The sequence below is a fragment of the Pseudomonas rhodesiae genome (assembly GCF_007858255.1).
Lineage (GTDB): Bacteria > Pseudomonadota > Gammaproteobacteria > Pseudomonadales > Pseudomonadaceae > Aquipseudomonas > Aquipseudomonas rhodesiae.
Genome location: NZ_VFEU01000002.1, coordinates 353982 through 376679, shown reverse-complemented (window position 1 = coordinate 376679; position 22698 = coordinate 353982). Strand labels below are relative to the sequence as shown.

Annotated in this window: 19 protein-coding genes; 7 read left to right on the top strand and 12 right to left on the bottom strand. The window is 62.5% G+C overall.

The window, feature by feature from the left end; all coding sequences use genetic code 11:
* The first annotated feature begins 30 nt into the window (after positions 1-30).
* Together FIV35_RS03985 and ilvD are read left to right on the top strand one after the other, a co-directional pair.
* Positions 31-1209, top strand: a complete 1179-nt coding sequence (locus FIV35_RS03985) for a Bcr/CflA family efflux MFS transporter (protein WP_231980884.1) — start codon at positions 31-33, stop codon at positions 1207-1209.
* Positions 1210-1437: 228 nt separating this feature from the next.
* Positions 1438-3279, top strand: coding sequence for a dihydroxy-acid dehydratase (ilvD, locus tag FIV35_RS03980; protein ID WP_034101306.1), 1842 nt, complete (start codon positions 1438-1440; stop codon positions 3277-3279).
* Between the two features lie 140 nt (positions 3280-3419).
* Here ilvD and FIV35_RS03975 read toward each other — a convergent pair whose 3' ends face one another.
* The gene (locus FIV35_RS03975) at positions 3420-4481 is read right to left on the bottom strand and encodes a phosphorylcholine phosphatase (RefSeq protein WP_083377933.1); all 1062 of its coding nucleotides are present in this window, start codon (positions 4479-4481) and stop codon (positions 3420-3422) included.
* A gap of 241 nt (positions 4482-4722) precedes the next feature.
* Between FIV35_RS03975 and FIV35_RS03970 the strand changes: the two genes are divergently transcribed.
* Positions 4723-6114, top strand: a complete 1392-nt coding sequence (locus tag FIV35_RS03970; RefSeq protein ID WP_034139694.1) for an L-cystine transporter — start codon at positions 4723-4725, stop codon at positions 6112-6114.
* Between the two features lie 85 nt (positions 6115-6199).
* Here FIV35_RS03970 and FIV35_RS03965 read toward each other — a convergent pair whose 3' ends face one another.
* Positions 6200-6712 carry a dihydrofolate reductase gene (locus FIV35_RS03965; protein WP_034139695.1) on the bottom strand — a complete coding sequence of 171 codons (513 nt, stop codon included), beginning with the start codon at positions 6710-6712 and terminating at the stop codon, positions 6200-6202.
* 69 nt (positions 6713-6781) lie between these two features.
* Here FIV35_RS03965 and FIV35_RS03960 point away from each other — a divergent pair, with 69 nt between their 5' ends.
* The gene (locus FIV35_RS03960) at positions 6782-8161 is read left to right on the top strand and encodes a DUF2868 domain-containing protein (RefSeq protein ID WP_034139696.1); all 1380 of its coding nucleotides are present in this window, start codon (positions 6782-6784) and stop codon (positions 8159-8161) included.
* On the top strand, positions 8154-9521 hold the full coding sequence (locus tag FIV35_RS03955; RefSeq protein ID WP_034101312.1) for a DUF3482 domain-containing protein: 1368 nt from the start codon (positions 8154-8156) through the stop codon (positions 9519-9521). Before FIV35_RS03960 ends, FIV35_RS03955 begins: the two co-directional genes overlap by 8 nt.
* Here the strand turns inward: FIV35_RS03955 and FIV35_RS03950 are convergent.
* The 7 genes from FIV35_RS03950 to FIV35_RS03920 all read right to left on the bottom strand — a co-directional run bounded on the left by FIV35_RS03950 (position 9512) and on the right by FIV35_RS03920 (position 18515).
* Entirely contained in the window at positions 9512-10072 is a 561-nt protein-coding gene (locus FIV35_RS03950) for a phosphonate degradation HD-domain oxygenase (protein ID WP_034139697.1), read from the bottom strand. The two genes, FIV35_RS03955 and FIV35_RS03950, sit on opposite strands and share 10 nt — an antisense overlap.
* Positions 10072-11205: a TIGR03364 family FAD-dependent oxidoreductase gene (locus FIV35_RS03945; protein WP_034139698.1), complete on the bottom strand. Its 1134-nt coding sequence runs from the start codon at positions 11203-11205 to the stop codon at positions 10072-10074. The genes FIV35_RS03950 and FIV35_RS03945 overlap by 1 nt, the downstream gene beginning before the upstream one ends.
* Before the next feature lie 118 nt (positions 11206-11323).
* Positions 11324-12346 carry a putative 2-aminoethylphosphonate ABC transporter substrate-binding protein gene (locus FIV35_RS03940; RefSeq protein WP_034139699.1) on the bottom strand — a complete coding sequence of 341 codons (1023 nt, stop codon included), beginning with the start codon at positions 12344-12346 and terminating at the stop codon, positions 11324-11326.
* Positions 12347-12368: 22 nt separating this feature from the next.
* Positions 12369-14081 carry a putative 2-aminoethylphosphonate ABC transporter permease subunit gene (locus FIV35_RS03935; RefSeq protein WP_034139700.1) on the bottom strand — a complete coding sequence of 571 codons (1713 nt, stop codon included), beginning with the start codon at positions 14079-14081 and terminating at the stop codon, positions 12369-12371.
* 1 nt (position 14082) lies between these two features.
* On the bottom strand, positions 14083-15147 hold the full coding sequence (locus FIV35_RS03930) for a putative 2-aminoethylphosphonate ABC transporter ATP-binding protein (RefSeq protein WP_034139701.1): 1065 nt from the start codon (positions 15145-15147) through the stop codon (positions 14083-14085).
* A 236-nt stretch (positions 15148-15383) separates the two neighbouring features.
* Entirely contained in the window at positions 15384-16247 is an 864-nt protein-coding gene (locus tag FIV35_RS03925; RefSeq protein ID WP_034101319.1) for a LysR family transcriptional regulator, read from the bottom strand.
* A gap of 15 nt (positions 16248-16262) precedes the next feature.
* Positions 16263-18515, bottom strand: coding sequence for a heavy metal translocating P-type ATPase (locus FIV35_RS03920; RefSeq protein WP_034139702.1), 2253 nt, complete (start codon positions 18513-18515; stop codon positions 16263-16265).
* Between the two features lie 85 nt (positions 18516-18600).
* Here FIV35_RS03920 and cadR point away from each other — a divergent pair, with 85 nt between their 5' ends.
* Positions 18601-19041, top strand: a complete 441-nt coding sequence (cadR, locus tag FIV35_RS03915) for a Cd(II)/Pb(II)-responsive transcriptional regulator (protein WP_034139703.1) — start codon at positions 18601-18603, stop codon at positions 19039-19041.
* Positions 19042-19218: 177 nt separating this feature from the next.
* Here the strand turns inward: cadR and FIV35_RS03910 are convergent, their stop codons facing one another.
* The 3 genes from FIV35_RS03910 to FIV35_RS03900 form a co-directional block, all read right to left on the bottom strand.
* A complete protein-coding gene (locus FIV35_RS03910) occupies positions 19219-20052 on the bottom strand; it encodes a thymidylate synthase (RefSeq protein WP_034101322.1) in 834 nt (277 codons plus the stop codon).
* 58 nt (positions 20053-20110) lie between these two features.
* On the bottom strand, positions 20111-20923 hold the full coding sequence (gene lgt / locus FIV35_RS03905) for a prolipoprotein diacylglyceryl transferase (RefSeq protein ID WP_034101323.1): 813 nt from the start codon (positions 20921-20923) through the stop codon (positions 20111-20113).
* Between the two features lie 65 nt (positions 20924-20988).
* Positions 20989-21771, bottom strand: coding sequence for a sulfite exporter TauE/SafE family protein (locus tag FIV35_RS03900; protein WP_034101324.1), 783 nt, complete (start codon positions 21769-21771; stop codon positions 20989-20991).
* Positions 21772-21891: 120 nt separating this feature from the next.
* Between FIV35_RS03900 and FIV35_RS03895 the strand changes: the two genes are divergently transcribed.
* Complete coding sequence (locus FIV35_RS03895; protein ID WP_034139704.1) at positions 21892-22638, top strand: NRDE family protein; 747 nt, start codon at positions 21892-21894, stop codon at positions 22636-22638.
* Positions 22639-22698: the final 60 nt, after the last annotated feature.

Sequence of the window (22698 nt, the reverse complement as noted above, 5' to 3'; positions counted from 1 at the left end):
TTCAAGGACTGAGCCCCCTCGATGATCCACATGACCTCCCCCGCCCGAAAAACCGCCGCCATCGCCTTGCTGATGAACATGACGATCCTCGGCGTATTCCCCCTGGACGTGATTCTGCCCTCCTTTCCCTCCATGGCTCGCTACTTCGATACGGCCGTGGCCGATATCGCGTTATCGGTGAGTCTGTTTTCAATCGGTTTATCGTTGTCGCTGCTGCTGGTCGGACCACTGTCCGACCGCGTGGGGCGCAAGCGTGTGTTGATAATCGGTATGGGCGTCGCCGTCATGGGCTCGGCGGGTTGTGCCATGGCGCAGGACTTTGCCTGGTTTATGGTCTTCCGAATGATCCAGGCGGTCGGGTGCGGCAGTTTCGTACTGTCCCAGGCACTGGTGCAGGATCTATTCATCGGCAAAGAACAAGAGCGATTGCGCATTGCCATGGTCACGGCCAGCGGCATCTGTATTTCCGTGTCACCGTTGTTCGGCAGTTGGTTGCAGACCTGGCTCGACTGGCGCGGCAGCTTTCAGGTGTTTGTCATCATTGGCCTGCTATTGATCCTCAAGGCTTGGCTCCTACTCGACGATCCAAGCCCGCCCTCCGATGTTCGACTCTCGATTGTGAACGCCTACCGACAGGTGCTGCGTGACCGCAGTTTCGTCGGTTACTGGCTGATCTCGGCACTGGCCTTCAGTTGCCATTTCGCCTTTATCGTCGTGTCGCCCATCATCCTGATGGAGCAATTGGGCCTTACGCCTTATCGGTTCGCCCTGGTCTTGCTGCTCTATGGCGCCGCCTACGTGCTGGGTGGCATCGCTGCGGGCTGGATGAACCGATGGATGGACGGCAATACGCAGATCGTCACCGGTCAGCGACTGATCGCATCGGCGGGCGTATTAATGCTGGCGCTCTATCACCTGTGGGGCCTGACGGTCATGACAGTGATGCTGCCGATGATCCTCTGTACCGCCGGAACGACCATCACCCGCCCCATTGCAACCTCCCGCGCCATGGGCCGATTCCCCCTGGCCGCCGGGACCTGCGCGTCGGCGGGAAACGTGATTATTTTTGTCTGTGGCGGTTTGGTCAGCAGCCTGGTCAGCCAGTCGGGCGAACAGGTGATGAACGTGCTGGCGATCACCTTTCTGGTTCTGAGCGGTATCGGTATGGGCCTGAACGCCAGGGAGCAAAGGTCTGCGCACGCGGCCTAAGGGCTCACTTCACGCTTGCGCCCATTCCCTCCAGCCGCCAGCGGTGTAGAATCGGCCCTATTCATCGCCAGTCATCCCCCGGCGGGTTTATGAGCTCAAGGCCACGGCGCGCGGCGATCCCGCAGCGTTAGAGGCAACCTCCGGACACACGGCTATTTCTGAGTGTTCCAGACGTCAATAGAAGCTCACTCCCCTGTTTAGTACCTGATTAGCCGCCCGGAGTGCTCCATGCCAGATTACCGCTCGAAAACATCCACCCACGGCCGCAACATGGCCGGCGCCCGCGCATTGTGGCGCGCCACGGGGATGAAAGATGACGACTTCAAGAAGCCGATCATCGCGATTGCCAACTCCTTTACTCAGTTCGTACCCGGCCACGTCCACCTCAAGGACCTGGGCCAACTGGTCGCCCGCGAGATCGAACGCGCCGGTGGCGTGGCCAAGGAATTCAACACCATCGCCGTGGACGACGGCATCGCCATGGGCCATGACGGCATGCTGTATTCGCTGCCGAGCCGCGAAATCATCGCCGACTCCGTGGAATACATGGTCAACGCCCACTGCGCCGACGCCATCGTGTGCATTTCCAACTGCGACAAGATCACCCCCGGCATGCTGATGGCCGCCCTGCGCCTGAACATCCCGGTGATCTTCGTCTCCGGCGGCCCGATGGAAGCCGGCAAGACCAAGCTCGCCTCCCATGGCCTGGACCTGGTGGACGCCATGGTCATCGCCGCCGATTCCAGCGCTTCTGACGAGAAGGTCGCGGAATACGAGCGTAGCGCCTGCCCGACCTGCGGTTCATGCTCCGGCATGTTCACCGCCAACTCGATGAACTGCCTCACCGAGGCCCTCGGCCTGGCACTGCCGGGCAACGGCTCCACCCTGGCCACCCACAGCGACCGCGAGCAATTGTTCCTGCAGGCCGGCCGCACCATCGTCGAGCTGTGCAAGCGTTACTACGGCGAGAACGATGAGTCGGTGTTGCCGCGCAATATCGCCAACTTCAAGGCCTTCGAAAACGCCATGACCCTGGACATCGCCATGGGCGGTTCCACCAACACCATCCTGCACCTGCTGGCCGCGGCCCAGGAAGCCGAGATCGATTTCGACCTGCGCGATATCGACCGCCTGTCCCGCCATGTGCCGCAACTGTGCAAAGTCGCGCCGAACATCCAGAAGTACCATATGGAAGACGTGCACCGAGCTGGCGGGATCTTCTCGATCCTCGGCTCCCTGGCCCGTGGCGGCCTGCTGCACACCGACCTGCCGACAGTGCACAGTAAGACCATGGCCGAAGGCATCGCCAAGTGGGACATCACCCAGACCGACGACGAAGCCGTGCACACCTTCTTCAAGGCCGGCCCGGCGGGCATCCCAACCCAGACCGCATTTAGCCAGTCGACCCGCTGGGACACCCTCGACGACGACCGTGAAAACGGCTGCATCCGCAGTGTCGAGCACGCCTACTCCAAGGAGGGCGGCCTGGCCGTGCTGTACGGCAACATCGCCCTCGACGGCTGCGTGGTCAAAACCGCCGGCGTGGATGAGTCCATCCATGTGTTCGAAGGCAACGCCAAGATCTTCGAAAGCCAGGACAGCGCCGTACGCGGCATCCTCGCCGACGAAGTCAAAGAAGGCGACATCGTGATCATCCGCTACGAAGGCCCCAAAGGCGGCCCGGGTATGCAAGAGATGCTCTACCCAACCTCGTACCTGAAATCCAAGGGCCTGGGCAAAGCCTGTGCGCTGCTGACCGACGGGCGTTTCTCCGGCGGCACCTCGGGCCTGTCCATCGGCCACGCTTCGCCGGAAGCTGCTGCCGGTGGCGCGATTGGCCTGGTGCAGGATGGCGACAAGGTGCTGATCGACATTCCGAACCGCTCGATCAACCTGTTGATCAGCGACGAAGAACTGGCGGCGCGCCGGGTTGAGCAGGACAAAAAAGGCTGGAAGCCCGTGGAGAAGCGTCCGCGCAAGGTCACTACCGCGCTGAAGGCTTACGCCCTGCTCGCTACCAGTGCCGACAAAGGCGCTGTGCGTAACAAGGCGATGCTCGACGGTCTGTAAGTCTTGCGCCCATAAAAATGCCCCGCCAAGTGCGGGGCATTTTTTTGCCTGGCCAAATCTCAATGCCAGCGTGGCAGTTAGCACATTTGCAACTGAACTATTGCAATCGGGGGCAAGCCGCCTCCCACATTTTTGATCAGTTACTGAATCTCCTCCGGCTTGACGATCACCCAGTTCTTGTCTGCCGTCACCGGCAAGCCTTCCTTGGCCTGGGCCGCGGCGTGCTTGGCCATCATGCCGTTGAGCTGGGCCATGTATTTGTCCTTGCGGTTGACCCACAGGTGGATACCGCCCTTGGCCACGTCCACATCGTGGAACAACATGTAGCCGTCGCTGGTCGGGGTGTCGCCGCCGACGATCACCGGCTTTTTCCATTCGTCGATGTAGGTGAGGATCGCCGCGTGCTTACCGGCCATCCAGGTCGCCGGGGTCCACAGGTAGGAGGTGAGCTCCAGACCGAGGTTGGCCTTCTCGTCATACTTGCCGGCGCTGATCTGTTTGCGCGCGGTGGTCAGTTCGCCGGTCTTGCGGTCCTTGAGCAGGGTGGTCACGCCAATGACGTTCTCGGGTTTGACGTTGTAGCCGTACTTCGGATCGGCAGCGACCATGCGCACCAGCTCTTCGGAAGCGGCGGTCATCACGTACACCTCGATGCCGTTTTCCATCAGCTTGTTGTACAGCTCGGCCTGGCCGGTGAAGACTTTCGGCGGCTGCACTTCGGACGTCTTGACCACATCGCCTTCGTAATAACTGACCGGCACGGGCTTGCCGGAGGCCATCAGTTCGTCGACCTGGACCTTGAGTTCCTTGAGGGTGAAGCCGGAGAACACTTGGGCGACCCATGGGTAGCAGACCATGTCGTCCACTTCGCACAGGCGATAGTAGTAACTGAACAGGCTTTCCTTGTGGTCGGCAGTGTCTTTGAATGGCATCAGCTTGAGCGATGGATCCAGGCTTTCGCGGGTGATGAGCCCCTTGTTTTCCATGTAGGGCAACAGCGACTCTTCGAGGTCGTAGCGGTAGCTGGTGTTGTCCATGTCGAACACCGCCAAGTTACCTTTATTGGCATTGGCGGCGATCATCTCGTTCAGTTGCTTGGCGGCCGGGGCGGGCCAGTGTTTCAACTCGGTGGCGGCGAACGCCTGGCTGGCCAGGCCAAGGCAGAATGCGGCGGATACCAATAGTGTCGGCGCGAGCTTCATAGGCGTTGTCTCCCTGAGTGAAAGACACCGACGCTAGCAAATCCCTGTGACAATTCCCGCTTCGAGCGCGACCGCACGCGTCCCGTTTCCGTCAAGGCCATGCGCGTGAGCGTCAAACACTTATTCCAAAAACGACAGTTACCATTCCATATCGGTATTAATTCATTATTTATCAAGCTGTTAGGCTCCCCGGTTGGCAATCGCAGGCTCACGCGATTGGCGCACTCACAATGGAGTTCAAATGAATCTGCCGCTGATTCTCAACCTACTGGTGTTCCTGGCCCTGTTGCTGGGCCTGGCACAAACCCGCCGCACTCAGTGGAGCCTGGCCAAAAAGGTTCTGTTGGCGCTGGTACTGGGCGTGGCGTTCGGCGTGGTGCTGCATGCCATCTATGGCGCCGGCAACCCGGTGCTCAAAGCCTCCATCGGATGGTTCGATCTGGTCGGCAATGGCTACGTGCAACTGCTGCAAATGATCGTGATCCCGCTGGTATTTGCCTCGATCCTCAGCGCAGTGGCGCGCCTGCATAACGCGGCGTCCCTGGGCAAAATCAGCTTCCTGACCATCGGCACCCTGCTGTTCACCACCGCAATTGCGGCGATGATCGGTATCGGTCTGACCAACCTGTTCGGCCTCACCGCCGAGGGCCTGGTGGCCGGTACTCAGGAAATGGCGCGCCTGCAGGTGATCCAAAACGATTACGCCGGCAAAGTCGCCGACCTGAATATCCCGCAGCTGCTGCTGTCGTTCGTACCAGCCAACCCATTCGCCGACCTGGCGCGGGCCAAGCCGACGTCGATCATCAGCGTGGTGATTTTCGCCGCGTTCCTGGGGGTGGCCGCGCTGCAACTGCTCAAGGACGATGTGGAAAAAGGCCAGAAAGTGCTCAATGCCATCGACACCCTGCAAGCCTGGGTGATGCGCCTGGTGCGCCTGGTGATGAAGCTCACGCCCTACGGTGTGTTGGCGCTGATGACCAAGGTCGTCGCCAGTTCCAACCTGCAAGACATCATCAAGCTCGGTAGCTTTGTGCTGGTGTCCTACCTGGCCCTGGGCCTGATGTTTGTGGTGCACGGCCTGCTGTTGTCGGCGGCCGGGATCAATCCGCTGCGCTTCTTGCGCAAAGTGTGGCCGGTGCTGACTTTCGCGTTCACCAGCCGCTCCAGCGCAGCGACCATTCCCCTGAGCATCGAAGCGCAGACCCGTCGACTGGGCATCCCGCAGTCCATCGCCGGTTTCGCCGCCTCGTTTGGCGCGACCATTGGCCAGAACGGCTGCGCAGGCCTCTACCCTGCCATGCTGGCCGTGATGGTGGCGCCGACCGTGGGCATCAACCCGCTGGACCCGCTGTGGATCGCAACCCTGGTGGCGATTGTGACCTTAAGTTCGGCAGGCGTTGCAGGCGTGGGCGGCGGCGCGACCTTTGCCGCGCTGATCGTGCTGCCGGCGATGGGCTTGCCGGTGTCACTGGTGGCGCTGCTGATTTCCGTGGAGCCGCTGATCGACATGGGCCGCACGGCGTTGAACGTGAACGGTTCGATGACAGCCGGTGCGATTACCAGCCAGATCATGGGGCAGACGGATAAGGGATTGTTGGAGGCGGATGAGCATGCGCAGTTAGCGCAGGCCTGATAGACCGCTATCGGGGGCAAGCCCCCTCCCACACTTGAAGGTATTCACAAATCAAAATGTGGGAGGGGGCTTGCCCCCGATGCTTTTAGGCTTTTTCCCAGACTTCAAAGTTGTAGGCTGGCTTGTCGCCCTCAGCCGCATTCTCAGCATTCGACACCAGCGTCCACTGGCTGCGGTCAAACTCCGGAAACCACGCATCCCCTTCCGGACTCAACGCCACCCGCGTCAAATACAGGCGATCGGCCTGTTCCAGGCCCTGCGCATACAACTGCGCGCCGCCGATCAACATCAGCTCGTCCACGCCCTGCTCCAGTGCCCATGCCTCGGCGCGCTCGACGGCGGCCTCCAGTGACGGAAAAACTTCCGCACCTTCAAGCGCCAGGCCGGTCTGACGGCTGACCACCAGGTTCAAGCGCCCCGGCAGCGGTCGGCCCAGGGAGTCCCAGGTTTTGCGCCCCATGATGATCGGCTTGCCGAGGGTGGTGGCCTTGAAATATTTGAAATCCCCCGGCAAATGCCAGGGCATGCGGTTGTCGACGCCGATCACGCGGTTTTCACCGAGGGCTGCGATCAGGCTTAGAGGGAGAGTTTTTTTCATGGCGACGAGAATACCAGAGCCGCGAGTCAGCGGTTATGCTCCAGGCTCACTTGCTCAACAGAACAGCGCGTGACTGTACTGAACTCGCTCCACACACTCTGGCTGACCGAAACCGTGCGCCTGCGTGAAGAACACGCCGGCAACCTCGAAGACCTGGAAGCCAACCGCCTGGCCCGCACGGCCGGAGGCGACCTGCCAACGCGCATTCAACGCCGCGCCTTGCACCTGGCCGAGCGCGATGGCCTGGTGGCCGCCCTTACCCGCTGGTTGCAAGGCGCGCGCCTGGCTCTGGTGCTACTGGCGATACTCGCGGTGGTCAGCGGCGCCGGCCTGGCGTTTGCCGCGCTGGGCAACGGATTGGCGCCAGTGAACGTGTTCTGGGCCTTGGGCAGCCTGCTCGGCCTGAACCTGATTCTGCTGATCAGTTGGGCCTTGGGCCTGCTATTTGCCGGCGAACATAGCGCCAGCCTCGGGCGCCTGTGGCTGTGGCTCAGCGAAAAATTCGCGCGCGATGCCAAGGCCGCGCAGTTGGCGCCGGCCCTGTTACTGCTGTTGCAGCGGCAGAAACTCAATCGCTGGGCCGTAGGCGTACTGGTCAACAGCCTGTGGCTGCTGGCATTGCTCAGTGCATTGGTGATCCTGCTGACATTACTCGCCACCCGTCGCTACGGCTTCGTGTGGGAAACCACCATCCTCGGCGCCGATACTTTCGTGGCCGTGACACAAGCACTGGGCACCTTGCCTGCCCTGCTCGGCTTCAATGTGCCGACTGTAGAGATGATCCGCGCCAGCGGGGATTCCGCCCTGAATATCGAGAGCGCCCGCCAAGCCTGGGCCGGCTGGCTGGTCGGTGTGTTGCTGGTCTACGGCCTGCTGCCGCGCCTGATCCTAGCCCTGCTGTGCCTGTGGCGTTGGAAACGCGGGCGCGCGGCGCTGCGCCTGGACCTCAACCTGCCCGGCTATAGCCAACTGCGCGAACGCCTGATGCCGAGCAGCGAGCGCCTTGGGGTCAATGATGCTGCGCCCGAACACCTGCACGCCGTCACTGGCGGCGTGAGTGAACAGCACAGCGCCGGCGCCCTGTTGGTAGCCATCGAGCTGGACGACCAATACCCCTGGCCGCCCAAACTGCCCGCCAACGTCAGTAACGCCGGCATCCTCGACAGCCGCGAATCGCGCCACAAACTCCTCGAACAACTCAGCCGCTTCCCGCCCGCGCGCCTGGCCATCGCCTGCGACCCTCGGCGCTCGCCGGATCGCGGCAGCCTGGCGCTGATCGCCGAACTGGCCCGCAGCGCCAGAGCCACCCGCGTCTGGCTGTTACAGGCGCCGCCCGGCCAGGCGCTGGACGCCGAGCGCCTGGGCGACTGGCACAACGCGCTGCAACAGCTCGAACTTCCCTTCGCCGACTGCGCGCCGCTGAACTGGCTGGAGACCGGTCATGACTAAGCCTCTGAAACTCGCCGTGGTCGGCCACACCAACGTCGGCAAAACCTCGCTGTTGCGCACGCTGACTCGCGACGTGGGCTTCGGCGAAGTGTCCCATCGCCCCAGCACCACGCGTCATGTGGAAGGCGCACGCTTGTCGGTGGACGGTGAAGCCTTGCTGGAGCTGTACGACACGCCCGGCCTGGAAGATGCCATCGCCTTGCTCGATTACCTGGAACGCCTGGACCGCCCCGGTGAACGCCTCGACGGCCCGGCACGCCTGGCGCGCTTCCTGGAAGGCAGCGAAGCGCGCCAACGCTTCGAACAAGAAGCCAAAGTGTTGCGCCAACTGTTGGCCTCGGACGCCGGCCTGTACGTGATCGATGCCCGCGAACCGGTGCTGGCCAAGTACCGCGACGAGCTGCAGGTGCTGGCCAGTTGCGGCAAGCCGTTGTTGCCGGTGCTCAACTTTGTCAGCAGCAGCGACCACCGCGAGCCCGATTGGCGCGAAGCCTTGGCCCGCCTGGGTTTGCATGCGCTGGTGCGCTTCGACAGCGTGGCACCGCCCGAAGACGGCGAACGGCGTCTGTATGAAAGCCTGGCACTCCTGCTGGAAAACGCCCGGCCGCAGTTGGAGCGGTTGATGCTCGATCAGCAAGCCCAGCGCCAGGCCCGCCAGCAAAGCGCGGCGCGGTTGATCGCCGAGCTGCTGATTGACTGCGCCGCGTGCCGGCGCAGTGTGGTCAGCGAGGACGAACACAACGCCATCGGCGAACTGCGCAAGGCCGTGCGCCAACGGGAACAAAAGTGTGTGGAAGCCTTGCTCAAACTGTTCGGGTTCCGCCCCCAGGACGCCGCCGCCAGTGATCTGCCGTTGCTGGACGGGCGTTGGGGCGACGACCTGTTCAACCCGGAAACCCTCAAGCAACTCGGCGTGCGCGTCGGCGGTGGCATCGCTGCCGGTGCGGCGGCCGGCGCGGGGGTAGACCTGCTGGTCGGCGGCCTGACCCTCGGCGCCGCCGCCCTGGCCGGCGCCATCGCTGGGGGCGCGCTGCAAACCGCGCGCAGCTACGGCAATCGCTTGATGGGCAAGCTCAAGGGCCACCGCGAGCTGACCGTAGACGACAGCGTCCTTCGCCTGCTCGCCCTGCGCCAACGCCAGTTGCTCAAAGCCCTCAACCTGCGCGGCCATGCGGCGATGCACAGCATCAAAGTGGACACACCCCAGGACAAAACCTGGCGCGAAGGCAAATTACCCGACGCCCTGCATAAGGCCCGCGCCCACCCGCAATGGTCGTCCCTCAACCCTCACGCCAAACTGAGCCAGGCCGAGCGCCAGGAACAGATCGACGCCCTCGCCGAGCGCCTCGATCAGGACTGAGCCGTCAGCAACCGCCGAGCCTTGGCTTTGAGCCATTCAAGGTCGAGCAGCGGCACGTTGGCCTGCTTGGCCTGCTCATCCCAATACCGCAGACGCACACTCACCGCGCAGAGCGGGTCCTGTTCAAAGGCGCGGGCCTCGACGGCGCTCATCACGCCGCCTTGATACGCCAGGGTGCGGCGGCTGGCCTCGCTCAGTTGTGCGTAGTAGTCGGGCTGGCTGAAGGTCAGGTAACGCTTGGCCTGGACGTGATATTCCACAAGCCTGGCCAAGCGTTCGCTGAAACCGGCCCGGCGCAGGTAATCCGCCCCCAGCCGCTCATGACTGACCACGCCGTAACCGCCCATGTTCTCGGCACGTTGGTCGCAGAGATGGCCGATATCGTGGAAAAACGCCGCCAATACCACTTCGTCATCGAAGCCTTCGGCCACGGCCTGTTGCGCGGCCTGGGACATATGTTCGATCTGCGACACCGCTTCGCCGATGTAGTCCGCCGTGCCGTGCTGTTCGTACAGACCGAACACCTCGGCAATCACCTGTTCAGGATGCATCACGCCTCACCCCACAGTGCCGCGACGTTGCGCTCGCCCAGCGCCGGCCCCACGCTCATGCCCACGCCGGTATGCATCAACGCGGCACTGACCCCCGGCGCCGCCCGTACGAAAGAAAACGGTCCCGGCCCGCGCGCGCCATAGACCCCCTGCCAGCGCTCGACCACCTGGATCCCACAGCCCAGGGTCTGCTCGGCCAGTTCGATCATCCAGTTGTCCACCTGTTCGCCGTTGAAGGGCGACGCATCCAGGCCGTAATCATGGGAATCGCCGATGATCAGCTCGCCATAGGGCGTAGGACTGATCAACAGATGAATTCCGTGCTCGTGCAGGTGCGGCGCTTCGCGCAGGATTTGCGCCTGCACCGCCGCCGCTTCCGGTAAGTCGGCAAATGCGCCGTAATGCACGCAACTGAGGCCCGTAAGCAAGGCATGCTGCAGGTTCGGATTCAGCGCCGGTCGCGCCCGCAGCATTTGCAAGCGGCAGATACTCGGATGCAGTTCGGCCAACGCTTCGGCCAATAGGGTTTGGTAGTCATGGCCGGAGCAAACGATGATCTGTTCGCCGCGAAAGCTGCCGGCGGTGCTGTGCAACAGGCCCGGCTCGACATCGCGCACCAGGGTGGAAAAGTGAAATTCCACGTTCAGGTGCTGCCTCAGGTAGCGGATCAGCGCCGAGAGCGCCTCGCGTGAATACAGTTGCTGATCGTCGCGGCCATGCAAAGCGGCCCGGTGATGGCGGAACTGGCCGCCGTACAAATCGCGCATCGCCGCACCTTGCAGCAGCTCCACGTTGTACCCGTGTTCCTGCGCGCGCCCGGCGCAGAAGGCTTCCAGCAGGTGTTCTTCCGCTTCGGTGCGGGCGAACAGGTAGGCGCCGTTGCGCTTGAGTTGCAGGCCTGCCACCTGAGCCCAATGCCCCCAGATATTACGGCTTTGCCGCGCCAGATCGAGCATCGCTCCCGGTGGCTGGCCAGTGACCAAAGCCTGGCCGAAGTTGCGTACCGAGGCGCCCAAGGGCGTAGCGCTGCGTTCGAACACCTTGACCTTGAGGCCGCGTCGAGCCGCGGCGTAGGCGTGGGACAGGCCGAGGATGCCGGCGCCGACAATCAGTAGGTCGCTGTGCTGTGTCATGTAGTGATGTCCTGTTTTCAAGACCGCTATCGGGGGCAAGCCCCCTCCCACCTTTTGAATGCCTTTCAATGTGGGAGGTGGCTCGCCCCCGCTAGGACCTTCAGCCAAAACCGAGTAATTACTGGCCCGCGACCTTCTCCGACTTACCGTCATAGCGCTTGCGCCATTCGACCAGGATGCTGTCGCGGTTTTTCGAAGCCCAGGCAAAGTCATTCTTGATCAGGCGTTGTTCGTAGTCGGCCGGCAATTCGGTCTGCGGCTTGGCAATGCCCGGCTGGGCGAGGACTGCGAAGTTGTCCTTGTACAGCTCCATGGCTGCGGGGCTGGCGGAGAAGTCGGCGAGTTTTTTCGCCGCATCGGCATGGGCGGTGCCTTTCATCACGGCGGTGGCTTCGATGTCCCAGCCCAGGCCTTCCTTGGGCAGGATGATGTCCAGTGGCGCGCCCTGGCGTTTCAACTGCACGGCTGGGTATTCGAAGGAAATCCCGATCGGAAACTCACCGGAAGCCGCCAACTTGCACGGCTTGGAACCGGAGTGAACGTACTGGCCGATGTTCTGGTGCAGGTCATCCATGTACTGCCAGCCTTGCTTCTCGCCATAGGTCTGCAACCAGGCGCTCACGTCCAGAAAACCGGTGCCGGATGAGGCCGGGTTGGGCATCACGATCTTGCCTTTGTACTCAGGCTTGGTCAGGTCTTGCCAGCTCACCGGCTTGGTCAGGCCCTGCTTCTCGGCTTCGACGGTGTTGAAGCAGATTGTCGCGGCCCACACGTCCATGCCGACCCACGCGGGCGGGTTGGCAGGGTCGCGGTAATTCTTGCCGATCTTGTCCAGGTCCTTCGGCGCGTAGTTGTCCAGCATGCCTTGCTGGTCGAGGATCGCCAGGCTCGATGCAGCCAGGCCCCACACGGCATCGGCTTGGGGGCGGTCTTTTTCGGCCAGCAGCTTGGCGGTGATGATGCCCGTGGAATCGCGCACCCATTTGATCTCGATATCGGGGTTGGCCTGTTCGAAGGCCTTTTTATAGCTCTTCAACTGCTCGGCTTCGAGGGCCGTATACACGGTGAGATCAGTTTTGGCGAAGGCATTCAGGCTGAATGCGGTGAGTACGGCAGCGACCAGCGCCAGGGGCTTGAACATGAGGAACCTCCTTCAGGGTTGTTTATTGGCCGGGCGCGCTCTGGCGCCAGGCTTGGGAGCGACGCAGCGCGCCGCGCGATGCCCACGCCAGCAGCAGCGAAACGCTGGCCGAGGTGAACAGGATCAGGGTGGACATGGCCGCCGCACCGCCCACGTTCCCGGCGTCGTCCATGTTCAACACGGCGACGGCGGCAAGGATGGTGTCGGGGCTGTAGAGGAAAATCGCGGCGGACACGGTAGTCATCGCCGACACGAACAGGTAGCGCACGATATCCAGCAAGGCCGGCAGGCAAATCGGCACCGTGACTTTCAGGTAATGGCGGTACAGCGGCGCCTTGAGGGACAGCGCGGCGGCTTCGAATTCCGCATCGAGCTGACGCAGCGCGGTCGTAGCGGTCATCTGCGCAGTGGTCAAATAGTGAGCAATGGTGCACACCACCAGCAGGGTCATGGTCCCGTAGAACACATGCAGCGGGTTGCCGTTGAGGTTGAAAAAGAACACGTAGCCCAGGCCCAGCACCAACCCCGGCACCGCCATCGGTACGAAGCTGAGCATGCGCAGCGCTAGGTTGAGGTGCTTCTGGCCCTTGGTCTTTTCCATCAGATAGGCGCCGGTGAAGATCAGGACGCTGCCGATCACGGCCGTACACAGCGCCATGGTCAGGCTGTTGCGGTAGGCCAGCCAACCACCGCCGGCGGTGTCCTCGAACTGGTAATGAGCGAGGGACAGCGACAGGTTGTACGGCCAGAACTTCACCAGCGAGGAATACACCGCCATGCCAAATACCAGCAGCAACAGCGCGCAGATCAGCAGCACGATGACCAGGTAGCAACCGTCCCTCAAGCGCGACGGCGCCGGGCGGAAGACTTGGGCGCGGCCGCTCATGGCATCGCCGTGGCGACGGCGCAACCAGGCGTCCACAGCGAAGCTGAACAGCGCCGGCAACAGCAAAACCATGCCGATCAACGCACCGCGACCGAACTGCTGCTGGCCGACCACCGCCTTGTAGGCTTCCAGCGCCAGCACCTGATAATCGCCGCCGACCACCACAGGCACGCCGAAATCGGTGATGGTCAGCGTGAACACCAGACAGAACGCGGCGAACACCGCCTGGCGCGTGGCCGGCCAGGTGATGCTGCGAAACGCCCGCGCCGGGCTGGCCCCCATACTTGAGGCGGCATCGAACAGGCGCGCATCGGCCAGCGAGAGCGCCGACAGCAAAATCATCAGGGCGTGTGGGAAGGTGTAGATCACTTCACCGAGCACGATGCCCCAGAAGCCGTAGATATTTTCCGCGATCAACCCGCGCAACAGGCCTTGGTTGCCGAACAGGTACACCAGCGCAATGCCCGGCAACATCGACGGCGCCATCAGCGGCAACAGCGACAAGCCGCGCCAGATCGCTTTGCCGGGGATCAGCGTGCGTTGCAGCGCGTAGGCAAACAGGTAGGCCAGCGGTACGACGATGGCCGCCACGCTGAGGGAGACTTTCAGGCTATTGCCCAGCAACCAGTGGAAGTTGGCGCTGGTGAGCAGTTCCCGCGCCGCGACCAGGCCGCCACCCTGCCCGGCCTCGTTGCTGAAACCACGCCAGAAGATCGCCAGCAACGGCAGCAACACCGCGACACTCAGCAAGCTCAGCCAAAGCCATTTGCCGCCGACCACAAAAATGCGGTCGCCCCACTCGGCACGGGACACCTGACGCGTCGCAGGCAAGCTCATCACTGCGGCCATCTCAGGCAAACACCTGTAGGCTGCGCGGCGGCAAAGCCACCCAGATGTCCTGGGCACCCAGGCGCGGCATGGCTTCGGGGGCGAGTTCGGCCAGCAGCGGATGACCGGGCAGGTGCTCCAGCTCAAAACTCATGCGGCAGCGGTTGCCGAGAAAGGTGATCTCACGGACCTTGGCCGGGAAGAGGTTTTCTTCGTGCACGGGAGGGTTGACGCTGATCGCTTCCGGGCGGCAGAACAGCCGACCGGACTTGGCTCTACCGGCGTCATCGGCCAGGCGCATCGTCATCCCGCCGACCTGAGCATGGCTGATGCTGTTGCGGCTGAACGGCAACCAGTTGCCCTGGCCGACAAACTCCGCCACGAACGGCGTGGCCGGGCGGTCGTAGATTTCCTGCGGCGTGGCGTATTGCTCGACCTTGCCGTTGTTCATCACGGCAATGCGGTCGGCCATCAACATGGCTTCGTCCTGGTTGTGGGTCACCATCAAGGTGGTGATGCCCAGGCGCCGTTGCAGCTGACGCAGTTCGGTGCACAAGTGCTCGCGCACCCGTGCATCGAGGGCCGACATCGGCTCATCCAGCAGCAGCAACGACGGCGCCGGCGCGAGCGCGCGGGCCAGGGCGACCCGCTGCTGCTGGCCGCCGGAGAGTTGACCGGGGTACTTCTTTTCGCTGCCGAGCAGGCCGACCAACTCCAGCATCTGGCCGACACGCTGGCGCACTTCGTCGCGGCCGCTGCCGGTGAGGCCATAGCCGATATTCGCTTCGACGGTCAGGTTGGGAAACAGCGCGTAGGACTGAAACAGAATGCCGTAGTCCCGCGCCTGCGGCGGCAGCAGGGAAACGTCACGGCCGCCCAGGTAAAGTTCGCCGTTGTCCTGGCGCTCCAAGCCGGCAATGCAGCGCAACAAGGTGGTCTTGCCGCAGCCCGACGGGCCCAGCAGGCACACCAGTTCGCCGGCGGCGACGTCCAGGGAGACGTTGTCCAGCGCGGTGAACGCACCGAAGCGCTTCTGGATGCCGCGCACTTTCATGGGCGCGCCGGGTTGGGTCAGGGCTGTGTTCATGGTGGCACCTCATCAAACGGATGAAGGCCATGCTAGGCAGGCAATGCGTCGCTCTTGTGGCAGGAAGGCAAAACGCGGCGATAGTGGTATTCGCAGATTTGTGTAGGACTCTTCGAAGTGAGTTGCTGGGGTATCGCCAATCGGGGGCAAGCCCCCTCCCACACTTGAAGGCATTCACACTTCGAATGTGGGAGGGGGCTTGCCCCCGATTGGCCCTCCAGGCCGCCAAAAAAAGCCTAGATTGGCGACATTTCCTGGGCTAACCCCAAAAACGCCGCCGGCAGGCGAGCGCCTTTTCGTTCTTTGAGGCAGTACAGATACTCCGGAATCTGCGGCGCATGCTCAAGGGTCAGCACCTTGAGCTGCGGGTCATGGGGCACTTCCTGGCGGGCGATGATGCTGATGCCGATATTGCGCAACACCGCCTCGCGGATCGATTCACGGCTGCCGATTTCCAGCAGCGGCCCGTAGTTCACGCCAGCGCCGCGCAGCATGTCTTCGGTCAGGCGGCGTGTGGTGGAGCCGACCTCGCGCATCAACAGGGTGTGTCCGGCGAGCGCACTCAGCGGCACATGATCGAGTTTGGCCAGGGGATGGTTGCGATGCACCGCCAGCACCAGCGGGTCGGTGCCGAGGACGCGGCGGATCAGCCGTGGGTCGTCGAGCAGCTGTGAGGACGCCGCCACATCGACGCGGTAGTCATCCAGCGCTTCGAGCACCTGCTGGGAGTTGCCGATTTCCACCGACACCTCCACTTGGGGTAGGCGCTCGCGAAAGGCTTTGACCAGATCCAGGATGTAGTACGGCGCCGTTGCGGCAATCCTGAGTGCGCCCTGGACCTGACCGTTGTTGCGCAGGAAAAACTCGATATCGGCTTCCTGCTGCAACAGCGTCTTGACCATCGGCAACAGCCGCGCGCCTTCGTCACTGACGGTGAGGCGGCGCCCGCCGCGATAGAACAGCTCGACGCCGTATTGGCTTTCCAGGTTGCGGATCTGGGTAGTGACCGTGGGCTGGCTCAGGCCGAGTTTTTTCGCCGCCTGGGTGATGCTGCCCAGGCGGGCGACCATAAAAAACGCCTTCAGCTCGGCACTCAGCACACCACCCTCTCTTGTCTATTTGCGCAACAGGCGCAGGCCATTGAACACCACCAGCAGGCTCACGCCCATGTCGGCGAACACCGCCATCCACATGGTGGCCATGCCCATGAACGTCACCGCGAGGAAGATCGCCTTGATCACCAACGCCAGGGCGATGTTCTGCTTGAGGATACTCGACGTTTGCCGCGACAACCGAATGAATGCCGGAATCTTGCGCAGATCATCGTCCATCAACGCCACGTCGGCGGTCTCGATGGCGGTGTCGGTGCCGGCGGCGGCCATGGCAAAGCCGATTTCGGCGCGGGCCAGGGCCGGAGCGTCGTTGATGCCGTCGCCGACCATGCCCACCCGACGGCCTTGGGTGTAGAGGGTTTCGATGGCGTGGAGTTTGTCGGTGGGCAGCAAATCGCCCTGGGCTTGATCGATACCTACCTGCGCCGCAATCGCCTGGGCGGTGTGGGTGTTGTCGCCGGTGAGCATCAGGGTCTTGATGCCCAATTCATGCAACTGCTGGATGGCTTCTCGGCTGCTGTCCTTGACGGTGTCGGCCACGGCAAACAGCGCCAGCGGGCCGGATTTGTCCAGTAGGAGCACGACCGACTTGCCTTGTTTCTCTAGGGCGAAGAGTTTCTCTTCCAGCGCTGGCGAGCACAGGCCCAGGTCCTCCACCAGGCGGTGATTGCCCAGGTGATAGGTTTCGCCGTTGATATCGCCTCGCACGCCGCGCCCGGCCAGGGCCTCGAAATTATCCACAACGTGAGTCGACAGGTTTTTATCCACAGCCGCATTGGCGATTGCCAGGGACACGGGGTGGTCGGAACGCCCAGCCAGGCTGGCGGCGAGGGCAGGCGCGCTGTCTTCGACAGTGGGGAACAGCGCCAGGTAGTCGGTCTGCACGGGTTTGCCGTGGGTGATTGTGCCGGTCTTGTCGAGGGCCAGGTAATCGAGCTTGTAACCGCCCTCCAAGTACACGCCACCCTTGATCAGGATGCCTTTGCGCGCCGCAGCGGCCAGGCCGCTGACAATGGTCACCGGCGTGGAAATCACCAGCGCACAGGGGCACGCGACCACCAACAGCACCAGCGCGCGGTAGATCCAGTCGAACCAGGCGCCGGCCATGAACAGCGGTGGAATCACTGCCACGCCGAGTGCGAACAGGAACACAGCCGGGGTGTAGATCTTGGAAAAACTGTCCACGAAGCGCTGGGTCGGAGCCCGCGCGCCCTGGGCTTGTTCCACCGCGTGGATGATCCGCGCCAGGGTGGAGTTGTTGGCCGCCGCCGTCACGCTGTATTCCAGGGAACCGGCCTGGTTGATGGTGCCGGCGAAGACTTTATCGCCCACCGTCTTCTCAATCGGCAGGCTTTCACCGGTAATCGGCGCCTGATCGACAGTGGATTGACCCGCGGTCACCTCACCGTCCAGGCCGATGCGCTCACCGGGCTTTACCCGCACCACAGCGCCCAGTTCGATGCTTTTAACCTCTTGTTCAACCCAACTGCCGTCAGGCTGCCGCACGGTGGCCTGTTCCGGGGTCATCTGCATCAAACCGCTGATGGCATTGCGCGCGCGGTCCAGGGACTTGGCTTCGATCAGCTCGGCCACGGTAAACAGGAACATCACCATCGCCGCTTCCGGCCACTGGCCGATAAGAATCGCGCCGGTGACCGCGATACTCATCAGCGCGTTGATGTTCAGATTGAGGTTTTTCAGGGCGATCCAGCCCTTTTTATAGGTGCCAAGGCCGCCGCTGAGGATCGACACCAGCGCCACCAAGGCAATCACCCAGGTCGGCGCGGCATTGGTGAAGTGCAGCACTTCGGCGCCCAACGCCCCAAGACCCGACACGGCCAGCGGCCACCAATGTTTCTTGGCCGGGGGAGTAGCGGCGGGCGCGCCCTCTTCGATGGGGTCGGCTTGCATGCCGATGGATTTGATCGCATCGATAATCGGCGCAGTACTCGGCAGGTCGTGGGTGACGCCGAGAATGCGGTTGATCAGGTTGAATTCCAGCTGCTGCACGCCAGCGATCTTGCCCAGCTTATTCTGGATCAGCGTCTGCTCGGTGGGGCAGTCCATGGCTTCGATACGGAAGGTGCTCAGGCGCGAACCGGCGGTGGGTGCTTCGCTCAGTGTCACCACCGCAGGCGCGGGGCCACCGGAACAGCAGGAGCCGCCGTGGCCGTGATTGTGTACGGGCGTGAGTTTTTCAGTGCCATGATCGTGGGTGTGATCATGTTTATGCGGGGTGTGGTGGGAATCGCTCATGCTGTGGCGTCCGTAAGAGTGCTTGTTGCCAAGTAAAGACCCTGTAGCCACTATAGGGTCAAGCACCCATTTGGAGATTGCTGCGATGAAGATCGGCGAACTGGCCAAACTCACCGAATGCCCGGTGGAGACCATCCGTTACTACGAGAAGGAAGGCCTGCTGCCGCCCCCGGCGCGCACCGATGCCAACTACCGCGTGTACACCCAGGCGCACAGCGAACGGCTGGTGTTTATCCGCAACTGCCGCAGCCTGGACATGACACTTGAGGAAATCCGCAGCCTGCTCAGCCTGCGCGACAGCCCTCAGGACCAGTGCGAAAGCGTCAATACGTTGATCGACGAGCATATCCAGCATGTAAAGACGCGCATCGACGGGCTGCTGGCCTTGCAGGAGCAATTGCTGGACCTGCGCCAACGCTGTGGGGGCGGGGATCACTGCGGGATTTTGCAGCGGTTGGAGGTCAACGGCGGGGTAGTCGCCAGCGAGGCCGAGCCCTCACACGTAGGCAGGAGCCACGGGCATTGACTCAAGCGAACACTGTTCGAATGTGGGGTGGGGGCTGCCCTGGATGCGGAATTTCAGCTGACCCACCGCAATCGGGGGCAAGCCCCCTCCCACATTGGACAGCGTTAGGCTCTAGCCCCCTCCCACATTGGACAGCGTTAGGCTCTAGCCCCCTCCCATATTGGACAGCGTCAGGCTCTAGATAGCGACGTCGGCCTTGATGCTCGGATCGGCGTCGTAACCCACGATCTCGAAGTCTTCGAACTTGTAGTCGTAGATCGACGCAGGTTTACGCTTGATCACCAATTCCGGCAGCTTCTTAGGCGTGCGCGCCAGCTGGGTCTGGATCTGTTCCATATGGTTGCTGTAAGCGTGGGTGTCGCCGGTGGTGACGATGATCTCGTGGGGGATCAGGTCGCACTGTTGAGCCAGCATATGGGTCAGCAACGCCAGGGCGGCGGTGTTGTATGGCAGGCCGAGGAACACGTCGGAGCTGCGGATATACAACTGCATCGACAGGTGACCGTCATGCACGAACGCCTGATACAGCAGGTGGCACGGCGGCAGAGCTTGTTTGCCGTTGCGCGCGTTTTCCTGGGGGCTCTTGGTTTCGTCGGGCAGGTACTCGACGTTCCAGCCGTGGAACAGGATGCGGCGGCTGTTGGGGTTGGTCTTGAGGGTGTGAACCATATAGTCGATCTGGTTGATCGTGCCGCCGTCCTTGGTCGGCCAGGCGGTCCATTGCTCGCCGTAGACCGGGCCCAGGTCGCCGTCTTCGGTGGCCCATTCGTCCCAGATGCGTACGCCGTTTTCATTGAGCCATTTGATGTTGGTGTTGCCGCTCAACATCCAGATCAACTCGTTGGCGATGCTTTTGAAGTGCAGTTTCTTGGTGGTCAGGAGCGGGAAGCCGTCGGCCAGGTTGTGCCGATACTGGCGAGCGAACACGGCCTTGGTGCCGGTGCCGGTGCGGTCGCCCTTGGTCAGGCCATTGGTCACGACGTCGTGCAGCAGTTCGAGATATTGCTTCATGTGGATACCCGTTTCGTTGAAGCCTGGGCCCATCGCGGCTGGGCCCAGGCGTTCGAATTTAAAGCGCGGTGTTCTTCAGCGGCTGCGGGCGATTGTACGCCCACCACAGCAGGCCCAGGCCGACCAGGATCATCGGCAGGCTGAGGATCTGGCCCATGGTCAGCCAGCCCCACGCCAGGTAACCCAGCTGCGCATCCGGCACCCGTACGAATTCGACGATAAACCGGAAGATCCCGTAGAACAGCGCGAACATGCCGGACACGGCCATGGTCGGGCGCGGTTTGCGCGAGAAGATATACAGAATCAGGAACAGTGCCACACCTTCCAAGGCGAACTGGTACAGCTGCGACGGATGGCGCGGTAACTGGGCCGGGTCGCTGAACGGCGGGAACACCATGGCCCACGGCACGTCGGTCGGCTTGCCCCACAACTCGGCGTTGATAAAGTTACCGATGCGCCCGGCGCCCAGGCCGATCGGCACCAGCGGCGCGACAAAGTCCATCAATTGGAAAAACGACTTGCCGTTGCGCCGACCGAACCACCAGGCCGCGATCATCACGCCGATAAAGCCGCCGTGGAACGCCATGCCGCCCTTCCACACTTCGAAAATCAGCATCGGGTTGGCGATATACGCCGACAGGTCGTAAAACAGCACATACCCCAGGCGTCCGCCGACGATTACCCCCATCGACAACCAGAACACCATGTCGGAGAGTTTCTCCTTGGTCCAGGTTGGGTCGAAACGGTTCAGGCGCCGAGACGCCAGCAGCCACGCGCCGCCGATGCCGATCAGGTACATCAACCCGTACCAGTGGATTTTCAGCGGACCGATGGCCAGGGCCACCGGGTCGATCTGCGGGTAAGGCAGCATTGCGACTCCTCGTTAAATCATTCGTTATGGCGTCCGGACCATGCCCGGGCGCGATTAAGCCTTCGTTACAGCAAAAAATTCAAACCGACGCACAATAGCAATCCGGCAAACAGCCGCTTGAGCAGGCGGGGCGACAGCCGGTGCGCCAGGCGTGCACCGAAGCGCGCGAACACCATGCTGGTCAGGGCAATGCCCAGCAGGGCCGGCAAATACACGAACCCCAGACTATGAGCGGGCAACAGCGGATCATGCCAGCCCAGAATCATGAAACTTAATGCACTGGCCAGCGCAATCGGCAGGCCGCAGGCCGACGACGTCGCCACTGCCTGCTGCATCGGCACGCTGCGCCAGGTCAGGAATGGCACGGTCAGCGAGCCGCCGCCAATCCCGAAAATCGCCGAGGCCCAGCCGATCACGGTGCCGGCCAGGGTCAGACCGACCTTGCCCGGCACCGTTCGACTGGCCTTCGGCTTTACGTCCAGGCCCAGTTGCAGCGCCACCAGCAGAGCAAATACGCCAATGATCTTTTGCAAGTGCGGCCCGGAAATCGCTTCGGCGGTCAGCGCGCCAAAACCGGCGCCGATCAGAATGCCGACGGTCATCCAAACAAAGATCGGCCAGCGCACCGCGCCACGCCGATGGTGCTCGCGCACGGCATTGACCGAGGTAAAGATGATAGTCGCCAGGGACGTTCCCACCGCCAAGTGCGTCAGTACCTGCGGGTCGAAGCCCTGCAAGGTGAAGCTGAACACCAGCACCGGCACGATGATGATCCCGCCGCCCACACCGAACAGCCCGGCGAGCACGCCCGCACAGGCGCCAAGCACCAGATACAGCAGAAATTCCATGGGAGCCCCCGAAACAAGTCCGGCATGTTAACGGATGGAAGGCATGCGACCCAACTGGAGACGATGGAACGCTTCTGCTTGAGTGAGTAGAGTGGCAAAAAACACAAAAGGGATCGCCTGATGTGCTTGATCGTTTTCGCCTGGCGGCCGGGTCATGCCCAGCCGCTGATCGTCGCGGCCAACCGCGATGAGTTCTACGCCCGCCATACGCTGCCACTGGCCCAGTGGCCGGATGCGCCCCATGTGTATGCCGGCCGCGATCAGGAAGCCGGCGGCACCTGGCTGGGGGTGAACGCCGATGGGCGGTTTGCGGCACTGACCAATATCCGCGATCCGCACCAGCCGCCGGCGCGTAAGTCCCGCGGCGAGCTGGTGGCGCGGTTTCTCAGTGGTTCGCTGCCGATTGACCAGTATTTGGCCGAAGTAAATGGCCGATCCATCGAATATGCCGGCTTCAACCTGCTGGTGGGGACGCGGGAAGAGATGTGGCATTACAACGCCAATCACACCGAGCCTGCCCGATTGGAGGCGGGAGTGTATGGGTTGTCCAATGCCGGGTTGGATACGCCGTGGCCGAAGCTGCTCAAGGCCAAGGCAGCGTTAAGCCAGGCGCTGGATAATCCGCACCCGCATACCTTGCTGGCGTTGTTGAGTGATCCGCAGACCGCGCCGTTCGCCGAGTTGCCGGATACCGGCGTGGGGCTGGCGACTGAAAGCCTGTTGTCGAGCGTGTTTATCGCCAGCCCTACTTATGGGACCCGAGCCAGCACAGCATTGATCGTGAATGCCGACGGCACACGGTGGATGGTGGAGCGTAGTTTCGGGCCCGAGGGCGGGCGGCTGGGCGAAGTGGAGATCAATCTCTAGCCACACCACAACGCCGATGTGGGAGGGAGCAAGCCCCTCTCACAATTCTGATTGGTGTCA